The sequence below is a fragment of the Aliirhizobium cellulosilyticum genome (assembly GCF_014198105.1).
Lineage (GTDB): Bacteria > Pseudomonadota > Alphaproteobacteria > Rhizobiales > Rhizobiaceae > Neorhizobium > Neorhizobium cellulosilyticum.
Genome location: NZ_JACIGW010000013.1, coordinates 15758 through 37221, shown reverse-complemented (window position 1 = coordinate 37221; position 21464 = coordinate 15758). Strand labels below are relative to the sequence as shown.

At 57.5% G+C, this 21464-nt stretch carries 27 protein-coding genes and 1 pseudogene; 10 read left to right on the top strand and 18 right to left on the bottom strand.

Annotated elements, in window-relative coordinates; translation table 11 throughout:
* Positions 1–79 precede the first annotated feature (79 nt).
* Entirely contained in the window at positions 80–1117 is a 1038-nt protein-coding gene (repB, locus tag GGE33_RS26115; protein WP_183830084.1) for a plasmid partitioning protein RepB, read from the bottom strand.
* 3 nt (positions 1118–1120) lie between these two features.
* A complete protein-coding gene (repA, locus tag GGE33_RS26110) occupies positions 1121–2308 on the bottom strand; it encodes a plasmid partitioning protein RepA (protein WP_183830081.1) in 1188 nt (395 codons plus the stop codon).
* A 438-nt stretch (positions 2309–2746) separates the two neighbouring features.
* Here repA and GGE33_RS26105 point away from each other — a divergent pair, with 438 nt between their 5' ends.
* Positions 2747–3403 carry a DUF3800 domain-containing protein gene (locus tag GGE33_RS26105; RefSeq protein ID WP_183830078.1) on the top strand — a complete coding sequence of 219 codons (657 nt, stop codon included), beginning with the start codon at positions 2747–2749 and terminating at the stop codon, positions 3401–3403.
* Between the two features lie 252 nt (positions 3404–3655).
* Here the strand turns inward: GGE33_RS26105 and GGE33_RS26100 are convergent, their stop codons facing one another.
* Complete coding sequence (locus GGE33_RS26100) at positions 3656–3949, bottom strand: addiction module antidote protein (protein ID WP_183830075.1); 294 nt, start codon at positions 3947–3949, stop codon at positions 3656–3658.
* A 1-nt stretch (position 3950) separates the two neighbouring features.
* Positions 3951–4247 (bottom strand): type II toxin-antitoxin system RelE/ParE family toxin, encoded by a 297-nt coding sequence (locus GGE33_RS26095; RefSeq protein WP_183830072.1) that lies wholly within the window; start codon positions 4245–4247, stop codon positions 3951–3953.
* Between the two features lie 712 nt (positions 4248–4959).
* Here GGE33_RS26095 and GGE33_RS26090 point away from each other — a divergent pair.
* A complete protein-coding gene (locus GGE33_RS26090; protein ID WP_183830069.1) occupies positions 4960–5151 on the top strand; it encodes a CsbD family protein in 192 nt (63 codons plus the stop codon).
* A gap of 52 nt (positions 5152–5203) precedes the next feature.
* On the opposite strand, the gene GGE33_RS26085 is transcribed toward GGE33_RS26090, so the two are convergent.
* Complete coding sequence (locus GGE33_RS26085; RefSeq protein ID WP_183830134.1) at positions 5204–5830, bottom strand: hypothetical protein; 627 nt, start codon at positions 5828–5830, stop codon at positions 5204–5206.
* Positions 5831–6085: 255 nt separating this feature from the next.
* Between GGE33_RS26085 and GGE33_RS26080 the strand changes: the two genes are divergently transcribed.
* Positions 6086–6529 (top strand): GNAT family N-acetyltransferase, encoded by a 444-nt coding sequence (locus tag GGE33_RS26080; protein WP_183830131.1) that lies wholly within the window; start codon positions 6086–6088, stop codon positions 6527–6529.
* Between the two features lie 3 nt (positions 6530–6532).
* Here the strand turns inward: GGE33_RS26080 and GGE33_RS26075 are convergent, their stop codons facing one another.
* From GGE33_RS26075 to GGE33_RS28075, 4 genes are all read right to left on the bottom strand, one after another.
* Positions 6533–6838 carry a hypothetical protein gene (locus GGE33_RS26075; RefSeq protein WP_183830066.1) on the bottom strand — a complete coding sequence of 102 codons (306 nt, stop codon included), beginning with the start codon at positions 6836–6838 and terminating at the stop codon, positions 6533–6535.
* 250 nt (positions 6839–7088) lie between these two features.
* Positions 7089–7217 (bottom strand): hypothetical protein, encoded by a 129-nt coding sequence (locus tag GGE33_RS27770; protein ID WP_281388895.1) that lies wholly within the window; start codon positions 7215–7217, stop codon positions 7089–7091.
* 387 nt (positions 7218–7604) lie between these two features.
* Entirely contained in the window at positions 7605–7820 is a 216-nt protein-coding gene (locus GGE33_RS28080; RefSeq protein ID WP_394353701.1) for a DUF982 domain-containing protein, read from the bottom strand.
* Between the two features lie 101 nt (positions 7821–7921).
* The gene (locus GGE33_RS28075; RefSeq protein WP_183830060.1) at positions 7922–8188 is read right to left on the bottom strand and encodes a DUF982 domain-containing protein; all 267 of its coding nucleotides are present in this window, start codon (positions 8186–8188) and stop codon (positions 7922–7924) included.
* Positions 8189–8451: 263 nt separating this feature from the next.
* Here GGE33_RS28075 and GGE33_RS26060 point away from each other — a divergent pair, with 263 nt between their 5' ends.
* From GGE33_RS26060 to GGE33_RS26050, 3 genes are all read left to right on the top strand, one after another.
* Complete coding sequence (locus GGE33_RS26060; RefSeq protein WP_343062695.1) at positions 8452–9042, top strand: TetR/AcrR family transcriptional regulator; 591 nt, start codon at positions 8452–8454, stop codon at positions 9040–9042.
* A gap of 1 nt (position 9043) precedes the next feature.
* Positions 9044–9964, top strand: a complete 921-nt coding sequence (locus tag GGE33_RS26055; RefSeq protein WP_183830057.1) for a DMT family transporter — start codon at positions 9044–9046, stop codon at positions 9962–9964.
* A gap of 133 nt (positions 9965–10097) precedes the next feature.
* On the top strand, positions 10098–11333 hold the full coding sequence (locus tag GGE33_RS26050) for an MFS transporter (RefSeq protein ID WP_183830054.1): 1236 nt from the start codon (positions 10098–10100) through the stop codon (positions 11331–11333).
* Between the two features lie 23 nt (positions 11334–11356).
* Here GGE33_RS26050 and GGE33_RS26045 read toward each other — a convergent pair whose 3' ends face one another.
* The gene (locus tag GGE33_RS26045; RefSeq protein ID WP_183830125.1) at positions 11357–12514 is read right to left on the bottom strand and encodes a site-specific integrase; all 1158 of its coding nucleotides are present in this window, start codon (positions 12512–12514) and stop codon (positions 11357–11359) included.
* A complete protein-coding gene (locus GGE33_RS26040) occupies positions 12514–12801 on the bottom strand; it encodes a DUF7673 family protein (protein WP_183830051.1) in 288 nt (95 codons plus the stop codon). Before GGE33_RS26040 ends, GGE33_RS26045 begins: the two co-directional genes overlap by 1 nt.
* 188 nt (positions 12802–12989) lie before the next feature.
* Between GGE33_RS26040 and GGE33_RS26035 the strand changes: the two genes are divergently transcribed.
* A complete protein-coding gene (locus tag GGE33_RS26035; RefSeq protein ID WP_183830048.1) occupies positions 12990–13280 on the top strand; it encodes a hypothetical protein in 291 nt (96 codons plus the stop codon).
* A gap of 98 nt (positions 13281–13378) precedes the next feature.
* Here the strand turns inward: GGE33_RS26035 and GGE33_RS26030 are convergent, their stop codons facing one another.
* Both GGE33_RS26030 and GGE33_RS26025 read right to left on the bottom strand, forming a co-directional pair.
* Complete coding sequence (locus GGE33_RS26030; RefSeq protein WP_183830045.1) at positions 13379–13795, bottom strand: type II toxin-antitoxin system VapC family toxin; 417 nt, start codon at positions 13793–13795, stop codon at positions 13379–13381.
* Positions 13795–14034, bottom strand: coding sequence for a type II toxin-antitoxin system Phd/YefM family antitoxin (locus GGE33_RS26025; RefSeq protein ID WP_183830043.1), 240 nt, complete (start codon positions 14032–14034; stop codon positions 13795–13797). The genes GGE33_RS26030 and GGE33_RS26025 overlap by 1 nt, the downstream gene beginning before the upstream one ends.
* A gap of 179 nt (positions 14035–14213) precedes the next feature.
* Between GGE33_RS26025 and GGE33_RS26020 the strand changes: the two genes are divergently transcribed.
* Positions 14214–15350 (top strand): RHE_PE00001 family protein, encoded by a 1137-nt coding sequence (locus GGE33_RS26020; protein WP_183830039.1) that lies wholly within the window; start codon positions 14214–14216, stop codon positions 15348–15350.
* A 72-nt stretch (positions 15351–15422) separates the two neighbouring features.
* Here GGE33_RS26020 and GGE33_RS26015 read toward each other — a convergent pair.
* From GGE33_RS26015 to rnk, 4 genes and pseudogenes are all read right to left on the bottom strand, one after another.
* Positions 15423–16126: pseudogene (locus tag GGE33_RS26015) on the bottom strand (IS6 family transposase).
* Positions 16127–16206: 80 nt separating this feature from the next.
* Positions 16207–17034, bottom strand: coding sequence for a DMT family transporter (locus tag GGE33_RS26010; protein WP_281388897.1), 828 nt, complete (start codon positions 17032–17034; stop codon positions 16207–16209).
* Between the two features lie 124 nt (positions 17035–17158).
* Positions 17159–17698, bottom strand: coding sequence for a GreA/GreB family elongation factor (locus GGE33_RS26005; protein WP_183830033.1), 540 nt, complete (start codon positions 17696–17698; stop codon positions 17159–17161).
* Between the two features lie 145 nt (positions 17699–17843).
* Positions 17844–18296, bottom strand: a complete 453-nt coding sequence (rnk, locus tag GGE33_RS26000) for a nucleoside diphosphate kinase regulator (protein WP_183830030.1) — start codon at positions 18294–18296, stop codon at positions 17844–17846.
* 392 nt (positions 18297–18688) lie between these two features.
* Here rnk and GGE33_RS25995 point away from each other — a divergent pair, with 392 nt between their 5' ends.
* Together GGE33_RS25995 and GGE33_RS25990 are read left to right on the top strand one after the other, a co-directional pair.
* Complete coding sequence (locus tag GGE33_RS25995; protein ID WP_183830028.1) at positions 18689–20245, top strand: ISL3 family transposase; 1557 nt, start codon at positions 18689–18691, stop codon at positions 20243–20245.
* A 273-nt stretch (positions 20246–20518) separates the two neighbouring features.
* A complete protein-coding gene (locus GGE33_RS25990) occupies positions 20519–20710 on the top strand; it encodes a hypothetical protein (protein WP_183830026.1) in 192 nt (63 codons plus the stop codon).
* 65 nt (positions 20711–20775) lie between these two features.
* Here the strand turns inward: GGE33_RS25990 and GGE33_RS25985 are convergent, their stop codons facing one another.
* The gene (locus GGE33_RS25985; protein WP_183830024.1) at positions 20776–21399 is read right to left on the bottom strand and encodes a PRC-barrel domain-containing protein; all 624 of its coding nucleotides are present in this window, start codon (positions 21397–21399) and stop codon (positions 20776–20778) included.
* Positions 21400–21464: the final 65 nt, after the last annotated feature.

Sequence of the window (21464 nt, the reverse complement as noted above, 5' to 3'; positions counted from 1 at the left end):
TGCGATTCTCATTCTTGCTTAGGGAATACGAGAAGGGCTTCCACGACTTGGTCGTTTGGGGGCCTTTTTCTTTTGCTGGTTAGTCTCCCGTTACTTTCTTTCCCACATTCCTGAATGCCTCATAGAGGCTCTCAAGCTGCGATGTAATGAACTCGGCGAACTCCGGGCCATCTTTGGCTTCAACAGCGATAGTCGCCCGTTTGGCTGTCTTAGTTAGCGTAACGCTGACCGACTTGTCAGTGGGAACCCACGCCTCCGCTAACCGGTCATTTTGACGGGTCGAGGTCTTCAAATCCTTCTTAAAGAGCTCGTCTGCCGCGAGCTGGAAGCGTTCCTCGCTGGATTTTGCTCGCGCCTCATCAGATGCCAGCAATTTCAGTATCGAGATCGCCTTTGCATGATCCAGTTTTTCAGCAAACTCCATCCAACGGCGCCGGCCGACCTCTCGCGCGGGGCCAATTGCCTCGATGAGATTGAGGGGAACCTGCTTCACCGCCGAAAGCATCTTGGATAGCGCTGCCTTATCTACGCCGAGCGCGGACATGATGACATCGCGCGTGAAGGCGCGCTCTTCGAGCCGCGACGCAAAAAGAGCTCTCTCGATGTACGAGAGGTTGGTGCGGCTGTTATTTTCCTGCCCTTGGCTTACGACGAGCTGGTCATCAGTAAGGTCCCGGACGACTGCCCTCACCTTAAGTCCAAGCACACGAACCGCGGCCAATCGACGATGACCATAGGCAACTTGGTAGCGTCCCTTCGCTTCAGGGTGCGGACGCACGAGGATTGGGACCTGCTGCCCATTCTCGCGGATCTGCTCGATTAGCTGAGAAAGGCCCGTTTCATCGATTGCAAGTCGATCACTTACAAACGACGAGTCGAGGATGGCTGGATCCAAATCTATGATAGTTTGGCCTTCAGCAAGTTGCCTCTCCAGACCTTGGGCACGCTCCATCGTAGAAGTGATGTTGCTTAAGGATTTCGTGATGCCGCCGATCGGAGTAGCCGCCCGCGGAGGCGGGACGAACCCCTCTAGCGGCCTAGCTGAACTGCTGGGTGACGTAGGCTGGGTGCCAGGAGCCAGTTCTTCAGAGATACCTATAAGGTTCTTCCTAGCCATGTGTTACTTCCTCCCCCAAACCGATCGGACGAGCTCCTCAACTTCACCATTTACAGCACCCAGGGACTCCATGGCGCGATCATAGGTGCCTCTGGTGAACTGCGCGCGATCAACCTCGTAAAGTGTCTGCTTGGTAACGCCTGCGTCCGAAATAGCAGTCGATTTTAGCATCGCACTGTGAAGCATCCTGTTGCCAAAGATTGCTCTCATGAAGCCAGACATCTGAGCCTGAGGGCCATCGTTCGGCTCATATCGCGTCAATAGGTATCGCATCCAATCATAACTTGTGCGCCCGCCCGCCTTTTCCACGACACTCATTAGCTCACTCGTCATCGAGAGGAACTGGCTCATAGACATGACGTCGAGCATCTGAGGATGCACGGTTATCAGAACTGACGTCGCCGCACACAAAGCAGACATAGTGAGGAAGCCAAGCTGTGGCGGACAATCTAGGACCACCACGTCATACAAGCTTTCAATATCTGCCAAGGCTTCGCCGATCCGCGCGAAGAACATTGTCGCAGCGTCACCCCCCGCCATGTAACGTGGCGTCTCATGCTCGAACTCCATGAGTTCCAGATTGCCAGGAATGATGTGCAAATTTGGTGTGTAGGTCGATCTGACAATTGAGGAAATCGGAAGAGGGTTTTCATAGCGGATTGCGCCGTGAAGGGTTTCGCCCTCCCCTACATCCAATTCAGGCTGGTGACCAAACATAGCACTCAGCGAGGCCTGCGGATCTAGATCGATCGCAAGCGTTCGATAGCCCCGGAGAGAAAGATACTGCGCGAGGTGGGCCGACGTGGTCGTCTTTGCCGAACCGCCTTTGAAATTCATCACAGCGATAACTTGGAGCTTTTCATTCCCTCGACGAAGCGGAACGTACTTCGGAGCGCCATTCTTGACGTCGAGCGCCGCCCTAATCTCATCCATGTCTGAGAGACTGTATAGCCGCCTTCCATTCGCCGAAGGTTCAGGAACGTTGATTTCGGCCGCAATCTGGCGAAGATATGTTTCACCAATTCCTATGAAGCCCGCTGCCTCACTTGGGCTGAATTGCCGAATGGTCTTTTGAGACGTAGGAGGGAAAACACGCGCTTGGTGAAGTTGCAGTTGACGCTGAAGCTCCGCCGCATCGGCGGCCAGCGTCGACGGAAGATGCTCGAAACGAGTGTTTACAGTCTGCAGCATTTTGGCCCTCAACAGCGCAGTTTCGGCAATTCAGGTCCGAATTGCGCTGCTAGCATATTCTCCGATTCGTAAATGATTTACAAATGGGTAACCATCGCGGTTGTCCGCGGGCAACCGGCGGAATAAACGCGGCCGCCGCTGGACCACCTGAGAATGTTGTCCGCGGACAACTACTGCACGGCTCCGTTTGTCTTCCAGTATCAAACAACTCTGCGGAGCGTCGACCAATAGTGATAATGCCCATTATCGTTTGCGGACAACGAGTCGCGCCGGATGCGTGTCAATCGGAACCCTCATTGTGATGGACTCTTTTCAGCTAAAGCAGAGTCAAGCTGTGGAGACCTGTGGGAAACGGGACGCAATGAGACTTGGGCTTGGTCGAATCAGCGGCTTGTAAGAGTGTCTTTGAGGATAGAAGATTAACCAGCAGGCGGTTCAGTGACAGAGCGTTACCTTTTTGCGGACGAAGCAGGCTGCTTCACCTTCAACCGTGAGCCGAACATCAGCAGGTATTTCATTCTCTGCACAGTCACTACATCGAGCCTCGATGTAGGGGACGCGCTGCATCGTCTGAGACACAAGCTAATTTGGGAGGGAAAAGACGCTGGCGACTTCTTTCACGCTACAGTCCAGAAACAAGAAATCAGGGATCGCGTCTTCGAAACTATCCTCGGCCACAAATTCATGGTGCAAGCGACGATCTGCGAAAAGGCGAAGGCCCAGCCGCAAGTCCGTGCCGACAAAGCGCGGTTCTACAAATATCCCTGGTTCTATCACCTGAAACATGGTCTGGCCCGACACATCCCTGAAGACACGGAACTACTTGTGACAACGGCTTCGCTTGGGACTAAGCGAGAGAAGCTGACTTTCACCAATGCGCTGGACGATGTAATGCGACAGACAGTACGAAACGGTAAGTGGGCCGTTGATTTCAGGCCATCACAAGCGGACCCGTGTCTCCAGCTAGCTGACTACTGCGCTTGGGCTATCCAGAGGAAATGGGAGCGTGGGGATACGAAATCTTACGACCTCATAGCCGATCGGATCACATACGAGTTCGACATGTGGAAGCACGGAACTAAGCTTTATTATTAGGTGCAGCCCGCCATATCGGCGATCTTGGCTATCTGAGGAAGGCCCAGGGGCCGCTTCACCAAGCAAGAGCTGCAAAACGGAGGATAGAGTTTCGGCGGCAGCCGTCAATGATTCTTTTCGATCTCGTGAATAGCGAGAATCACGGTTCTCGTTCGTTGATACGAGTGGGGTATGCCGACAGCTCTACACGAAAAAAAGACCCACTTTCGGCACCGGTTCTCAGTTTCCGGACTAAACTAAGATGGCTGAAGACTATTGTGTCGGATGAACCTTGGCAGTCATATCGACACCCAGTGCGCGCATAACCGCAAGGGTTGTCTTCAGCGTCGGGTTTCCACGCTCGCTAAATGAACGGTAAAGCTGCTCACGAGAAAGCCCAGACTTGCGAGAGATTTCGGTCATTCCTTTTGCACGGGCGACGACACCTAGAGCCTTGGCTATATAAGCCGCATCGCCTGTTTCAAAAGCGTCAGCCATGAACGCGGCGATCTCCTCATCGTCGACAAGCGCAGCAGCGGGATCGTAAGCTGTGAGTTGTTCAGTCAATTTACACGCTCCATTCCTTGGCGAGTTTCTTTGCAACGGCGATGTCTCGGGTTTGCGACCCCTTGTCTCCACCACACAGCAATACGATCAAGACATCGCCGCGTTTTTGGAAATAAACGCGATATCCAGGGCCGTAATGTATTCGCAGTTCACTTATGCCTTCGCCAACCGGTTCCACATCACCCGGCAAGCCTTCGGCTAACCGCATCAGTCGAGACGCTATGATGGTTCTAGCTCGCTTGTCGCGAAGATGAGCTTCCCATTTGGCGAAGGTCGCCGTCTGCCTAATCTCGATCATTGCATCTGATGTAGTCGAAAAACTACATTTTTACAACTAGCTCACCCGAGACGCTTTACGGCACCGACTTTTCTTGCACGGAGAGGTATGGAGCACTCAATCAAACATTGGAGGACGCCCTTGTCCGCATTTGGGCTGAAAGGGCAGGGGGCGACGACGCGAACGCAGCCAAAGGCTAACAAAAGTGAAACCATTCCACAGCGTAATTTGTGGAAATGAGGGTTCGTAGCTTATAGACAATGTGATTGTATTCGGCCCCTTAGGATTTATTCCTTCACCGGCTCGCTCGTGCAATCCTCTTCAGTTCGAAATGGTAGCGATAAGGCACCACGAACCGCCACATGCCTGGTCACAGACAAACCCGTGGGCGAAGACCATGGTGCGATCGCCTGAGCCGGCGACTTTTACGCTGTTTCTGCTGAGAACTGACACTGGCTTGCCATCAAGAGGATCTTGCCACCTCTCGAGGTTCGGATGGAAAGTCTAATCAGACTATTGCGTTTCGGGTTGCTCGTCCATGCAAACAACGGTTGGTGGCTCACCAAACGTCGTCCTTTCGCGGGTTGGCCAGCTGAATTGGGAACGATGTGTCCCCCCGAGGGTTCTCCCATTAGGCGGATCGTTAAACGGTCTGGTAATGGACTTCCCCGGCAGATGACCGGATAGCGACTTGGAAGACCGTGCGTCCCCGCTCGATACAGGAGATCCCATTATGGGTTCCACAGCTGATAAAGTTTCCGGCAAGGCGAATGAAATGACTGGCAAGGCAAAGCAGGCCGTCGGCGACGCCACCGACAACGACAAGCTCCAGGCAAAGGGTGCCGCCCAGGAAGCAAAGGGTGATGCACAGCAGGCCAAGGGTGAAGCCAAGAACGCGGTGAAAGAGGTCGTCGACAAGACCTGATCGTTCCCGCCACAGAATGAGAGATGGTCCGCAAATGCGGGCCATTTTTATGTCACTCTGGCGATGGCTCGGCGGCTTCAGGGCCGCCCGCGGGCTGGTCGGTTGGTTTGGCCACTTCACCTGCAGGCCTATCGTCTCTGCCGCCGGATTGCCTCTGCCGCTGGACGCCACCGGCTGACGTGTCGCGTGTCTCCTGCGTAGGGCTCCGCAATGTTTGACGCCCTTCGTCGGTGTCCGCATCGCTGATAGACGGCAGATGTAGAAAGACCTCACGCTTCTCGCGTTCGCTCAAGGCCTCGACGTTCGCTTGCCAGAATGCTTCAGCATCCATCGGGTCCATTTCCCATTCACGAATATTGACGATGTTGTCGTCCACCTTCGCCAGCCGTCGTCCACCTAGCTCCAGATATCGCATCGCCTTACCGTAAGATGGTGTCTGCAGACTATCGTTGGGCTGTGGGTCTTGATCTTCCGTCCTGCCCAGGATCTGGAGGAGGGAGTCGTGCTCGGGCTTGCCGACGCTCACCTCAAGAAACCGTTCTATGGTGCTCCTGGTCTTATATCCGCCAGACGATGCGTTCGCTGTGTGAAGAACGATCGCCTCACCTGTCGATGGATCGGTCTCGAGCGACCAGCTATCTCCATTGGCGCTAAGCGAGAATGTTTTGCCGTCAGTCATATACCGGCTTCCTTAGTGAGAGCTGCCCCAACAGGGTGCTGGGGACAAGGGCAACGCGGTGCTGCGGTTGACGCGCTAAGGTCCAACGGCAGCATGAAAGCGTTGGTTCGCCGCTCTTTCAGTCGTCTATGACGTGAGAACTACGACAGGTGCAGCGGCACGAAGGCTAACAGCCGGGGGACGCTAATTGTTCCGGTCGATCGTTAGAGTAGCCGCGCTGCCCAGCCACTGCGACGAGTTGAGCTTTTGTAATAGCTGGCCGCCTGCGCCGAAACGTGGGTCGCAACCTTAGACGGTCAACCTGCGGGTATTATCAGTCTGATAAATACTTTTATCGGCGGCTTATTTGTTTCCCCGTGCCGTCAAGGCCTAGGAATCGGGCGTAATCTCGTCTCGCACGCGCTGAATTTGGAGGGCGAGCTTTCGCTTGAAGCCTACACTGAAAACATGCAGACGGTGGGCTTCTCTAGAGCAATCGGCTTTCAGAAGCTTTCCCGTCGCTCGACAGACGATGAAGGTTATCCCTTCGAAAATGCCCATTTGCGGTTAGTCGGCTTATGGCAGCTCGTCGGGCGACGCGGTCGCTCGGCTACAATCTGTCAGAGCATCCTAGGATGCCGCCGGTCCGAAGTCTCCATTGTAAACATGACCAGGTCGTTCCTTTTACCGCTTCGGGCCGAATGGGGCCCGCCGCCTTGACATCTAACGCTCTTCCTGAGTGTCACGGCGCTCACTCAGCGATGCACTGTTTTTGCCGTATTGAGGATCGGATGGCTTTGAAGGCTGTGACAGGGAGATGCCGGCACCGGTCATCCCTTTTTGGAAGCGAGCGATCCGCGCTTCCGCATGTCTTTCTCGGGTCTCGTGTTCTTCATGCTGCGATGCTTCACGAGCCACTCTCTCTTTGAGCTCGTCGTTCTCAGGGACTAAACTCGCGCTTCCATCCCTAACGAGCAAATACCGCTTTCTGGTCAGTACCCCTGAATTATTTCTCCATTGAACGGACATAGGGTTCTCCTCGGAGGCCGAGCGCCTCGCGCCATATACAAGGCGCCGAATGCCAAATAATGGCAACACCTATGTTGCCGACGGGTCGGATGCCAGAATGCTTACTGCTCGGGAGGGTTGGTAATACTGCTTTTGGTATCGAGGTTTCCGGCATGATCTGTCATCCACCATAGGCCTCCAGCGACAATGGCGAAGATCAAAACTGAAAAAATGATTGAGAAGATGGCAGCGCGGCCTTCTCCGCGAGCCATCACTTCTTTTTCAGAGAAGATTGGCTGTCTTTGACCTGTGATCCAAGTGCTGTCGCCTCTTTCGGGGTCGGCTTGTCCTTCTTTGCCTTCCGAGCTTCTTTGTTTCCGCGTACCCGACCTTTGGCCATGTGCGTTCTCCTCGTTAAAAGCCAGCTAGCCGCTTTGTTCAGTCATATAGCAAGGTAAATCGGAGCAACGGGGGCAGGACATACGCCGATAGCAGGTCAAGGACAGCGCCCTTACGTCAGCGTTCCTATAACGAGGCCAGCGACGACGGCGGGTCGGAGCGCTGACCTCTCCCGCAGAGGGGTAAGCCTTTGGCCTGCGGTTTCGGCGGCCCGAGTACTGGGCTGAATTCGGAAGTCAAAGACTCGCTCGGGGTGTAAGACGAGCCCTTGTCTCCATGGCCCCAACAGGTGGGCGGTCAGTAACTCGCCCAAAGCGGCGTAGTTCCGTGGGGGTAAGGAAGAAATGTCCAGGGTTAGCCGCCCTGACATTGGTAGGGCACACCGCACCTAGTATTTAGCCAGGGTACCTGCCTCTTGTGCAGCCAGAGCGAAAGCCATGCGTGCGGATGCTGGGTCCAAGACATGATCAAGGCAATCGAGGCAAGCTTTCACTGCCTCGTAGAACCGGTCACCCTCATCCCCTGGCCAATTCGTCAAGAGCGCTCGAGCGGCGTCTTCTACGGAACTGATGGCTCTGCCGGGGTTACTGTTATCCTGAGCCAATTGAAGCGGTTGAAAAGCATGTGAAGCCTCATATTCCAAGAAAGTGTCCTTTCGTACCCGCTGTTCAGACAGCGACCCACTCTATGGTCCAAGTAGGCGCTTTAGTGGGTGGGCTTGATGAGCCCCCCGACTTCGTCGAAGACTGAGGCTTCCACGGCTGCGGAGATGAAGGCCATTCTGGCAAAATCTATCGAGATTTCCCCTGCGGCAGCCAAACGGCATATCCGCTTAGCGTCGTTATACTTAGGCCCTCGCGATGCCGGCCATCGGTTGTTGAGAGCCTCGAAAGCCTGGATTGGCCCAAAGACAATGTCGGGGGCACCTGTCCCCGTATGTATCCGCACCGGATTTTTCCACGTGTTGGACATTTTGTTTCCTATGGGCATGACGCCCTATCGGACACCACGCGCTCTTTTTACTAATTTAGCAAGGTGAAAGAACCGGCCGCAATTTTGGGGGCAGATGGCGAATGGAAAAAGCATTCAGCTTTTCACACCAGATTGAGGTCTAACCCGATCGCCCGGAAATCCTTTGAGCGATCGACGGCCGCTTTGCGCCAGTAGGAGACATTGCTATTGATGCTGTCTTAGTTAGTAGGTATACCGAGCTACCTACTAACTAAGGAAGGCTGATGACCATGCCGGATGCCATAGCAAAAAGCAGTGCTCACGACCGTCTCATGCAAGCTGCTATGATGCTGTTCTACAATCATGGCATCAGCGCAACCGGGATCGACGCCATCGTGCAGCGCGCGGGGGTGGCGAAGAAGAGCCTCTACAACAACTTCGCCTCGAAGGCGGATTTGGTGAACCAGTATCTTGAAGCGCGGCATGCGGAATGGCTGGCGCTTTACGACGCGCGAGAGGCGACGGCATCCCATCCTAAAGAGCGCATTCTGGCCGTCTTCGATGCTTATCAGGATCACGCCGAATTCGCCTATGAGCGTGGGTTCCGGGGATGTGGACTGCTGAACGCGGCGGCCGAGCTTGAAGCTGGCGATGTAGGTCGCGCTGCGGTCAGGCAACATAAAGAACAGGTCGAAAGTATCCTCGCCAAACATCTCTCCGCACTTGTGCCGGACGATGCCGACCGGGTGACTTCCCTCGCAGCACATATCGCCTTCCTGCTAGAAGGCGCTATGGCGCGGGCGGGCCTCGAAGGTAACAGCGCAAGAGTTTTATCCGCGCGGGCTATGGCATCCGACATGCTGAGGACGCTTTGACATGATGCAGGGATATGTCGGAGGCGTTGCCGCGATCCTCTTTGCCGCTGTCGTCTGGGGCACAACCGGAACCGCCGCAACCTTTGCGCCGGATGTAAGTGCCACCGCCATCGGTGCGGCGGCAATGGGTGTTGGCGGGATCGCGCAGGCCTTAATCGCTTTTCGTAAGATCAACCGTTCCCGTGCCGCACTTTGGGAGCAGCGCAGCCTTCTCGCTATCGGGGCGCTAGCGGTGGCGGTGTATCCGCTGGCGTTCTATGGCTCGATGCGGCTGGCAGGGGTGACGGTCGGGACGGTCATCACCATCGGTTCGGCCCCGCTGTTGTCGGCGCTTATTGAATATTTCCTAGACCGAACGCGCCTGACAACGCGATGGACCATCGGGGCTTTGGTTGGCGTGATCGGCATGGTCTTCATATGCGTGGCCGAAAATGCTTCGCATGGCGAGGCGGTGCGAGGGGAATCCGTGCCTCTCGGTGTCGTCCTCGGCCTTATCGGAGGTCTGACCTACGCCCTCTACTCATGGACCGCGCGCAGGATGATGCTTCAGGGCATGAGGTCATCGGTAGCGATGGGCGCGACCTTTGGGCTTGGCGGGTTGCTGCTCGTGCCTGTGCTTGTTGCAACAGGTGGGCCATTCCTCGCCTCTTGGTCCAATGCAGCTGTCGGGATTTACATGGCCGCAGTGCCGATGATGCTCGGGTATCTGTGCTTTGGCTATGGCCTCGCCCGTGTTCAGGCGAGCATGGCGACGACGATCACGTTGCTGGAGCCGGTTATCGCGGCAGTTCTGGCCGTCATCATCGTAGGGGAGAGACTGCCGGTCCTCGGATGGATCGGCGTAGCGCTGGTGGCGGGATGCCTTGCCATCATTACGATGCCTTACCCGCGAAAACGGCTAGGCGGGGTTATCTCCGCCTGAGCGGCGGCTTTGGGCCGAAGGTAGGCATGGCGCTAAATCGCCATACGCGGACAAACGTGAACACTTCGATCGCGATCGAAGCTTCGACACGCTGAACCTGCGACAAGGGTCAAACAACAATGAGGCCCAAGTCATGACATCTCCACTAACATCCGCGACCGTGCCCTTTTTTGGATGGTACGTGGTCGCGGCGACCTTCGTTCTGGCGACGTTCGGCTGGGGGGTGGGTTTTTACGGGCCACCAATTTATCTGCAGATGGTGGTGCAGCGAACGGGTTGGTCTGTTGCACTCGTATCGAGCGCCGTAACGCTGCATTTCATCGTGGGCGCGGTGGTTGTAGCAAACCTCCCTCGATTATATCGGCTTTGGAACATCTCAATCATAACCGTCGCCGGAGCGGTTCTACTCGCAACGGGTGTCGTCGGCTGGTCTTTGGCATTCCAGCCCTGGCATCTGTTTGCGGCCGCTCTCCTTAGCGGCACAGGCTGGGTTGCTTTGGGCGCTGCGGCGGTCAATGCCATTATCTCTCCCTGGTTCGTCCGCAGACGCCCGGCAGCCCTGTCCATGGCATACAATGGCGCGAGTGTGGGTGGCGTGATATTCTCACCCTTGTGGGTTATCCTCATCGTGTCGAGCGGGTTTGCGCAGGCCACGATCATCGTCGGGATTTCGATGATTCTCACCATAGGTGCGTTATCTGTCCTGGTCTTTTCCAAATCACCCGAAGTTATGGGTCAATCACCGGATGGAACCGGGTCGCACGTGGTGATCTCGCCGACTTCGGCCCCACTGGTTTCGTCGGGGCCGAGGAGCTATCTGTGGAGGAACCGCCGTTTCCTAACGCTTGCAATAGCAATGGCTGCGGGATTGTTCGCCCAGATAGGACTGCTATCTCAGCTATTTTCAATGGTGGTGCCACTCTTTGGGCCGCAAACGGCTGGGCTGGTCATGGGCGGAGCGACCGTTGCGGCAATAGCCGGGCGAAGCAGCATCGGTTGGCTGATGCCAGCAGCTGCAGATCGTCGTTTGGTGGCCTCGGCTAGCTACAGCATTCAAATACTCGGCTCTTTGACATTGCTGTTGGCTTGCGGCGACAATGCCGCAAAGATTATTATCGGGGTCCTGCTTTTTGGCCTCGGCATTGGCAACGCAACATCTTTGCCGCCCCTCATCGCCCAAGTCGAGTTCGACAAGGCCGATGTCACTCGTGTGGTGCCACTGATTGTCGCGCTAAGCCAGGGGACCTATGCCCTCGCACCTGCGGTGTTCGGCCTTGTGAGGACAATCTCCGACCCCGCCGTGTTTATCCTGGCGGCGACGATGCAGTGTTTTGCGGTTTTGGCGTTCCTACATGGACGACATCAATGACCGGTTTGGGCCGACTGCAGTCATCAGAGAAGGCGAGCCGCTCGGCCACTCCGCCGGGTCGCGCTATTGTAGTAACTAGATGCCTGCTGCACCGAGCGATGCCGCGATTGCTCCATCGCCTCAGGAAGCGGAATGCCGCGATTGGCAGCTTCGGTCAGATAACCCGAGCGCAGTCCATGCGCCGAAAACTCTCCCGGCTCCAACCCGGCCATCGCCGCCCGCTGCTTGACGATATCGTTGACCGATTTCGGATCCAGCACCCGCTTGGACACATTCCCCCAGCGATCGACTTTTCGAAACACGGATCCCGCGTCGATCTTTGCCGCCGTCATCCATGCTTCCAGCGCCTCGACCGGCCGGCCGGTAAGATAGACGACCTCGTCGTGATCGGCACCGGATGTTTTCGTCCGTCCGAGATGAATGGCGAGCGAGGGGAGGGGAGGGCCATCGTTGACAACGATCGGCGGTTCCACCGTCAGCTGCTCGCGACGCAGTCCGGCAATCTCGCTGCGCCGGCGGCCGCCGGAGGCAAACGCCACCATCAGGATCGCTCGGTCGCGGAGATCGCGCAGGCTGCCGCTCGCACAGGTCGCCAGCATTTTCGCCAGCACATCGCCGGTGATCGCCTTGGCGCTTTTTCGTTTACGCGGCCGCGGCGTGGCCCGGACGGCCAAACGAATAGCTGACTTGAGGGCAGGGGAGGCGAAGGAACCGGTGAGACCGCGCCATTTCGTCAGCGTCGACCAGGTCGCCAGCCGTCGGCGCACCGTGTCAGGTGCATGCGGACCAACCACCTTCAGGAAACCCTGGCCGCGGAGATTTTGCTCTACGTCCGCCGGCATGCCGTGATCCGGATCGGTTTCGCGCTCCTTCGGATCCCACAGATGATGTGCGACAAATTTCAGCAGCAACGCTTCCGGCGCCGGCCAAGGCAAAGACTTTCCCGTGGCTGCCAGCGACCAGGCCTGCAGATAAGCCAGATCGGAGGTAAGCGCGCGAAGCGTGTTTTCACCCATGCCTTCGTTGACGAGATGGCGCAGGGTTTCGACATCCTGGTCGGTCAACAGCTCGGCGAGCTCGTCGCGACGCTCCATCGGCAGGACGGCAGCGATCGTGTCGAGCTCTGCGATCCGTCCCTCAACGGTAGAAAGATCCTGAGCGGACTTGCGGGACTTTGCCATCATTCCACAGCCGCCTGGGGCCGCCAGCGCGCAATCACCTGCTCGATTTCGCTGCGATACTCGTAGGGGTAAACCACATCTTCCTCACGCGCGAGCCAGGTAAAGATCGTCGCCATGTCCTCGGATACTTCGCGATCGACATTGGCCAGCTCTGTCAGGTCAAAGCCGCCATGCACTTCGGCATTCCACCAGGCGAGCAGAAAGTTCGCCACCCGCCGGCCCTGGCCAGAATCCTGATGGGCAATGTTGAGCAGCTTTTCGAGGGCGAAGCGGATGCGATCTTCCATGGAAAGTGCCTTTGCTGGCGTTGTATAGGTGGCCTGGGTAGATTGGTTATAGCGCAGTATCAGCCAGGCTTCGTTTCAACGAGACGCTGATGCTTGTCGCCGGCGGATGAATGCGGCAGGAACCTGTCTTTTGCCAATGGCGTGGCCGGGCGATGCTGCTACTATCCGTTGAACCCGAGGAGATGCCAATGCCCGAATGGCCTAAGGACAAGCTTTTGAAAACCGGCCCGGATTTGCCGATGGCGGAGCGCATCCGGCGATACCAGCACAATATCCGCACCATCCGGACGTCGGGCTGCGTTGTCCCGACACCCTCGATGGTTGATACGCTTGATCCGGCCGAAATCGAGATCTGGTTCGCAGACAAGGCTTTTACGACAGATCGACTGGACCGATTGATGCGGAGAATTGCCGACCTTCCTGCCGAAACCGAATTCCCCAGCCTGCTCATCCCTCTTGAAAAAGACGGCGATCCGTAAAGAGCACAGTCACCGGAACACGCCACGGGGTCGTGCCTGTTCGCTCGAGTGCGATTGATCACCGCTCCCATCAAACCATCCGTGACAGCGTGAAAAAATCAGTCGCCATGGGCAAACGGCCCCGGCACCGGAACACCTTCCTTGCGGGCGGCGGAGGCCAGTTTTCGGTCGAGCGTGGCAAGCGGAAGGCTACGGTTAAGCGCAAGCGCCAGATAGGCTGCGTCATAGGCGCTCAACCCGTGACTTGCCGATAGCAGCAGGACATAGCCGTCACCGCCAATGCCGGCATCGTCGAGCGGCAGCCGGCGTACCCGTTCCATGTTGACCAGCGCGGCGCCGGCGGCAATCCGGCCCCGACGCTCGGACATCGCCAGAATGTTGCGGATTTCAAAGAAGAACAGCGACGGGATAGGGCAGGGGGCGTCGATCGTCGCGATCACAGCCTCGGCCGCGTCGGAAAACTCTTCCGGCAGCAGCCAGGCGGCCGCCATCGAGGCATCGATAACGAAAGACATCAGCGGCGGCCTTCGTCACGCCACGATAGGATCTCGTCATGGGTCGAAGCGGTCGCTTTGAGGCGGGCGGCACGAACTTCGGCGAGCAGCAGCTGCAGGTCGTTTTCCCTCGCGATGCGGGTCACGCGCGCGATGGGATCATTGCCGCGGGAGATGACAAAATCCTCGCCGGCCTCGACGCGAGCCAGCAGGTCGGACAGATGGGTCTTCGCTTCGGAAATCTTGACGGTGGTCGTCATCGGCGCGCCCTTAATGTTGGCTTCGGACACAAAATAGGCGCCTCTCCGAGGCTGGTCAAGTAGTTGGTCTATTCACTTCCGATAAGCATTACTTATCGAAGGTTAGAACGCTACCAACCGAAACCACGCAGTGACGGACACAAACTATCCACTGGCGTCCGCTTAGAGTATCATTTACCATGATTTCAATGTCTTACGATCTTGCCAGATTGCCCATTTCAGCGCTGTTAGGGCCGATTTCAGACGCCGGTTCTGCATTGACCCGGCTCGACGAGCGCATTGCCCGTTCGCCCGTGGGCGAGGGTTTTATCGAACGCTCGCACTTCACCGACGCGTGCGCATCGCTGTGGATCGATGGTGAACTGGTTCATCTCGAAGACCTCGTTCTCCATGACGCCACCCGCGATATTCGCACACCCACCCATGAGCTCACAATCGCCCGCGACGTGCTGCGCACCCGCCGGCGCGTAGCCTCTCAGCCATCTGGCTGGGCGCTGTCGCCGGACGGTTTTCGCAGCCTGCGTGGCCAAGCGGCTACGGAGGCGTCTGCCGGCATTGCGGGCGGGAGCGACACCACGTCGGCTGACGACGAGGTAATCCGAGAAGGGAAGGGAGATGAGGTCGAAGATGGAGTATGCCCGCTCGACGCCGAATTTGCCGCCATTGATGCGGTGCTGGCTAGCTCCGACGCCGCAATCGAGCAGGCAAAACGGCCCGTCCACACCGGCGCGCTGGAAAAAGATCCACTGGTTTACGATCTCGACTGGGACGAGGACGAGCGGCTGGACGAATGGCGCGGCGTGTTGCGGCAGGCGGAAGACCTACCCGCAGTGCTGCAGGCGCTGGTCGCCCTTGATGCCTGGAATGAATTGTCGGTGCTGCAACATGCGCCCTGGCTCGGCCGGCTGCTGGCCGCGTCGATCTTGCGGCAGGCCGGCATCACCACTGGCGCTCATCTCGCCGCCATCAATCTCGGCCTCAAAACCATTCCCGTCGATCGGCGCCGGCATCGTGATCGGGAGACCCGGCTGCTCGCCATCGCCCAGGGGCTGATCGCGGCCGCCGAAATCGGGCTGAAGGAGCATGACCGACTGGCGCTGGCGCGAACAATGATGGAGCGGAAGCTGGTCGGGAAGCGTACATCGTCAAAACTGCCAGAGCTGATTGAGCTGGTCATTTCGCGGCCGCTGGTGTCGGCCGGTATGATCGCGAAGGAACTTGCCGTCACGCCGCGGGCGGCGCTGCGGATCGTCGAGGACTTAGGCCTGCGCGAGATGACGGGGAGGGGGAGGTTTCGGGCGTGGGGAATAATTTAAAGTGCTGCAGCGGCGATGGCACCTTAACTTGAATTCGGATGCACGGGAGACGTTCGGCATTGTGGATTGATCTCAGGCCATGGCTCCGGCCGCAGCTTTCCACTCTGCTATCGCCTGGATGCGGTGGAAGCGGTTTTGGAATGCGGAGCGCTGTGTGCGGGGTGGGACGAAGAGGTTACGGACAGCGGAGAAGACAGAGACGAAGCGCGCAGGCCTCCCGGTGATCGGAAGCCTTGCATCATCCGCTCCCGTTTTCGCAGCGGCACATGAGAATTCTCGGCCCGGTTGTTCAGACCCTTGTGGGATCGGTGTTTTACGTGCGGCATAACCTGTCGCCGGGCTGCTCCATAGGAGAGCAACTTGTCAGTGATCATCCGCTTCGGTGCGATACGTTGCTTCTTCAGAAGGCGAGTCAGCAATCGCCTGGAAGCCTTGGTGTTACGGCGGTTCTGGACGATTTCGTCAAGCACGTACCCGTCCTGATCGACGGCCCGCCATAGCCAGTGTTTCCTGCCGGCAATGGTGATGACGACCTCGTCCAGATGCCACACATCGTTCCTACTAGGCCTCTTGCGGTGAAGGCGACGCGCATAATCCGGGCCGAACTTCTTTCCCCAGCGGCGGATCGTCTCATAGGAGACGGTCATGCCGCGCTCAAGCAGCAATTCCTCGACAAGGCGCAGGCTCAGCGGAAACCGAAAGTAGAGCCAGACCGCATGGGCGATGATCTGGGGTGGGAAGCGATGGCGCTTGTAGCTGATCGGCGAGGTGTTCATGCAAGTGCGTCTATCGCAACCGCTCCTCAAATGGCGTTACCGTGACATCACCGGCTAGATGTCTACGATGCTGAAGCCTCTCAAAGCGTCGTTTTCCGTCGCTCCACCATCACCGCCCGATAGTTGGAAAACAAGATAATCCCACCTCCGAGGAAGACCCAAAGATCGATGGCTTCGGCGTAAGCGTAATAGCCGACGATAGCAGCCATTGGCACGCGCAGGAAGTCGATTGGCATGACGACGGATGCGTCGAGACGTTTGAGTGCCTGGGCCTGACAGTAATGGGCGGCGAGCGCGCCGAGTCCGGCGACCAACATCCAGGGGATGTCGGCGAAGCTCACTGGACGCCAGTCTGTTAGCGAGGCAAGGAAGCCGAGCGGCAGCTGGATGCCAATCATCCAGACGATGATGGCGCACGGCGAAACCTCCCGCGTCAGCTGCTTGACTAAGATCAGTGACAGACCGTAGCCGGCGGCGGCAATCAGCACGAGCCCTGCGGCCGGATCGACCACGCCGATGCCCGGGCGGACGATGACGAGGACGCCGATGAAGCCGCCGATGGTGGCAAGTATCCGCAATCTGGTCAGCTGTTCCTTTAAGAACAGAAAGGCGAAAAAGGCAACCCAGATCGGCATGGTAAATTCCAGAGCGAACACTGAAGCGAGCGGCAGCATCACGACGCCGATCGTCCATAGGTATTGGGCAAAGAAATGCACGACATTTCGCGCCAAATGCAGCCTAATCAACTTGCCTGTCCGCAGTTCGGGCAGCAGCGCACGGCCGAGCGTAAGGATGACGAAAAGGCCCACGATCGCGCGGAAGAATAGCACCTGCTGGACGGACAGTGTGCTCGCAAGCTCGCGCGAGCCGACTGACATGCCGATGAAAGAGATCATGCTGAGGCCCATCCATAGGAGCCCTTGCGTGAACGCACTATGCGGCAACTCTTGTGCCGGGGGGGAATTATTCGACATGCTGGAGCCTTCTTCATGTTATTGCGCAGACGCGCGCTGCGTCAAACGATCAGGCGGATCAGGCCGCTGACGGGCCCGGATCATCAGTAGCATCCGGTGTGGCGGGAACCTTGTGGCGCGCTTGACCCGTCCCGCTGGACACTATGCGCAGCAGTGGCTTCTGCCTTAAGGCATTGGTTGCCTTATTAAGCGCCCTGCGTTCGCGCAATGAAGCCTCCGGCTGATATTCCACTTTCTCGAGTAAAATCCGGTCTTCCAGTCCATTTGGATCGGTCAACGCCATATCTTGGCCTTCCGTAAGGCCGAGAAGTGACAGACCGCGCGTAGTCGTGATGGACAGGAACATGCCAATCGGCGCGGTGACCTGACCGGTCGAGAGTACGCGGGTATCCCTCGCGCTGCCATTGACACGGAAGCTCACTCTGCTGTTGATGCTGGCGATCCCGTCTGGTAGATCCTCGCGAAAAACGACGACTGCCTTGGCGATTTTACGGCGAATAAGCGGAAGAAGCAGTTGGTAGCGACCGCGCGGGTCGTCAGCCATCGCCTCCAAAATAGAGAAATCTTTCGTGGTGAGGATGAAGTGATCGTCTAACATCGCAGTTCTCCTTTGCTCCATCGGGAGCACATATATGAAATATGAACTGGAGATCCCCTGTCCGCCTGAGGCGGAGCAGGGGGCGATTATCCTGCGATGAGGCAACCTCCATAAAGGGAAAGGCGGCAGGGCAGCGGACAGCGCATTATAATGCGGACCGCAGTTCGACCAAGCCCCTGGAGGCGGGAAAGCTTACAACCGGCGCCTCCACGCTCTTTACTGTGAGGCGATGGACGCGACCATCTCGAGCGGTCCAATCGATCGACTGACTCGTGGAAAGGCCGATCAGGGCGGCGCCAATAGGCGTAAGGATGGATACCTTACCGGCCGCGATATCGGCTTCGCCGGGGAAAACGAGCATGACGAGGCGTTCATCGCCGAGGTCGCTTACAAACTGGAGCGTAGACCCCATACGCACGACATCAATGCCGATCTTGTTGTCGGGAACAATGCGGGCGCGGTCGAGCTCGGCGAGGAGTTCTTCGGACACCTCCGGATTGCGCGCTGCGTGCGCCTCGGCAAGTCGTGAGAGCCTCTCGTGGTCGGAATGGGTAACGATGATGGCCGGCTTGCGATGCGTTTTCTTTTCGGCAGCCATTGCTGGTTTCCTATACATGTACGCAGCCACGCACAAAGCGCGTTGCATTCGATTAAATAATTGGAAAGACTGTCGCCTCTTTGGGCTGCCTCAACCGACTTGCGGAAAGCTACCTATGCCCCTCGACCGGGGTGAGACACGACCGGGCCGGGGGTCATATGCCTGCGATAAGGCATACTCGCTTGGGAATATTGTGGAGGGGCTCGATCAACATCTTTTTAAGATGTGCCCGTTAATCACGGAAGTCAAGCAGGGTCGGCAAAGCTGATATGTGATTGACGATTTGGGTTTCCGTTGAGCCGCTTTGGCCTAATTTATAAGCATTAAAGGCTCTGACTCACATTTGCTGCTGTTGAAGATAATGCTTCTGCTGGTTCATCGGAGGATCAGCTATGCAGCAACGATTTCAACGGGCGAGCCTCGCTCCGTCCGGTTTTGCAGTTGATGATGTGACGATTATCGCAGAGCGTGTGCAAGTTCGGCTGCGATCGCGCGCCCTCTTAGGAACGTGTCCAGCCTGTGGCCGACAGAGCCGACGAGTTCAAAGCCGATATCTGCGTCGGCCCGCTGACCTGCCGTTTGGCGGTCGGCGAGTTGAGCTGGCGATCGTGACGCGTCGGTTCTGGTGCGATGCCGTTCTGTGCGGTCGGCGTATCTTCTGCGAACAGTTCGATAGTGGCGTGCTGGCACGTTACGGTCGGCGCACCCAGCGGCTGGAGACCATTGTTCACCATCTTGGTTTGGCGCTCGGTGGCAGACCGGCGGCGGCCTTTGCCAATCGGCTGATGGTACCAGTGAGCAATGACACACTGCTGCGGGTGGTTCGCCGCCGTGTTGCCGACCAGGATGATGAACTCACCGTCATCGGCATTGATGATTTTGCTTTCCGGCGGGGCCAAACCTATGGGACGATCGTCTGCGATCTGGAGCGGCGGAAGCCCGTCACCCTGTTGCCGGATCGTGCGCTGGATACGTCTCGAGCGTGGCTTGCTGGGCATCAGTCTATCTCCATCGTCGCTCGCGATCGGCGTGGCGGCTATGGCGAGGCCATAGCGAAGGCGTTGCCCAATGCTGAACAGGTCGCCGATCGGTGGCACCTGATGGAGAATTCCAGCCGGGCCTTCCTCGACGCCGTCGGCAAGTCGATGAGGCAGATCAGACAGGCTGTCGGCAGCAATGTCGTTGATCCAAAGCTTCTGACCTACGCTGAGAAGCTGCAGTATGAGGGGTATCTACGCCGCCAGGAAACGAACGAGGCGGTTCGGGAGCTGTCGAAGAAGGGAACATCAATTCGGCAGATTGTGCGGCAAACCGGCCATAGCCGGAAGCTCGTTCGCGACGTTTTAAGGGGGCAGCGTCTCGACGTGTTCCGAACGCGGCCCAGTTCTCTGGATAGCTGGTTGCCTTGGCTCAACAGCCGCTGGGACGAAGGGGCACGGAACGCTTCGGCACTCTGGCGTGAGATGAAGACGAAGGGCTTTGCGGGACAGAGTGGTGTCGTATCGCAATGGGCTCAACGCCGACGTCTTGCGGAAAAGGCCAATCAGAGCGGGCTCGCCAGAACGCCGTCCGCACGGGTTATCGCACGGCTCATGACCACCGCGCGCGACGACCTTGCAAAATCCGAAGCGATCCTGGTGGCGGCGATCGAAGTGAACGTCCCGGAGCTTGTGGTCGCCCGTACGGCCATTGGTGACTTCCAGTCCATGATCCGCTCGAAGACAGCGCGGAAGCTCGACGAGTGGTTGGAAGCCGCTAAGGACAGCTTGGTCGGATCGTTTGCCGGCGGCGTCGAAAAAGACCTCGAAGCCGTCAGGAATGCAATCATATCACCGTGGTCAAATGGGCAAACGGAAGGACAGATCACACGCTTGAAGCTCATTAAGCGCCAGATGTACGGAAGAGCAAAACTCGATCTCCTGCAGGCGCGGTTGATCGGTGCGTCGTAGACCTGCACAGCAGCAAATGTGCGTCAGAGCCAGCTCTCAGTGGAAATCAACACAGCGATGTGCTCGCCCAGTTCGAACGATATCTGCATCTGGTTCACTCGCCCGAGTTTCAGCTCGTTCACAGCGCACCAGAGCACCAATCCGGGGTATAGTCTGACGGAGCGCGGTGGCGACGGGGTACCCCGCTCACCGTGCGTTGCTTTCTGTTGCAAGGCTTGAAGGAACGGTGGCAACCACGCGCCGTTCCTTTCTCATGTGAAAGGAGTGCAACGAATGCAGAGCGAGACAGATATAGATTACACAGCGAAAACGCTGTCCGATCATTATGCGATCGAGATCGCAGAGGCGACGCGGCTGATTGCGCGGTTCGGATGCAATCGCAAAGAGATGGACTTGTTGCTGGGAGCCCGTGATCGGTCAGTTCAGCCGCAGGTGTCAGACCAAGCCGCAGTGATATCGGCTTGAAAAAGAGTATGGGTCAGTGGCCGAACGGCCGCCGACCTGCTTTCAAGCTTCCGGAACTGCTTTGATCATGCAAGGTGGCAGCTTTGCCCCCCAACGTCCCTTAGATCAACCACCTTGCGATCGGCATCAATGTGCAATGGCGGTTTCAGGTCTTGAGACTGCGGCTCTTGGCCGCCGGACTGCGAAATCTCGATTTCCGCGATCGTCCATTCGGGGAGAGCGATGATGAGGTTGGCAACTCGCCCAACCAATTCAATATCCGCCAGAATGTCGTAGCCTGTCACATGACTGATGGAGCGGAGATTGCGGTCACCTGTCGGCCAGGAATGCAGTCGGACGACTGGGGGCATGCCCAAGGGAGCGATGTGGAAAGGTGAGATACCGGATTCCACTTTCGCCTCCCGCAGGCGCGGCAAGGATACCGGAAGATCATCCTCAAGCGGCCGACCTTTCCTGAAATCTTCGATCGTCAACCTGGTCTCCCAAATCCGGGGATCTGCTTCCGACCAAAGCAGGTTTTGGGGCATTACGAGAACTTGCTCTTCGCTCCGCCATGACCCCGTGCGCACCACCACCCATCTGATGGCGAGGGACCGATCGTCAAACAGAATGTCACTGACGGTGCCAGCATCGCCATCGGCAGCCCGGATCGGGGATCCGAGCAGATCAGTCGCTTTCAGCCTCATCATCGACTTTGCTCCGGTTTGATGACCGGTGTGCGACCGACGGGCGGGGCTGGCTCGACCATTTCCTG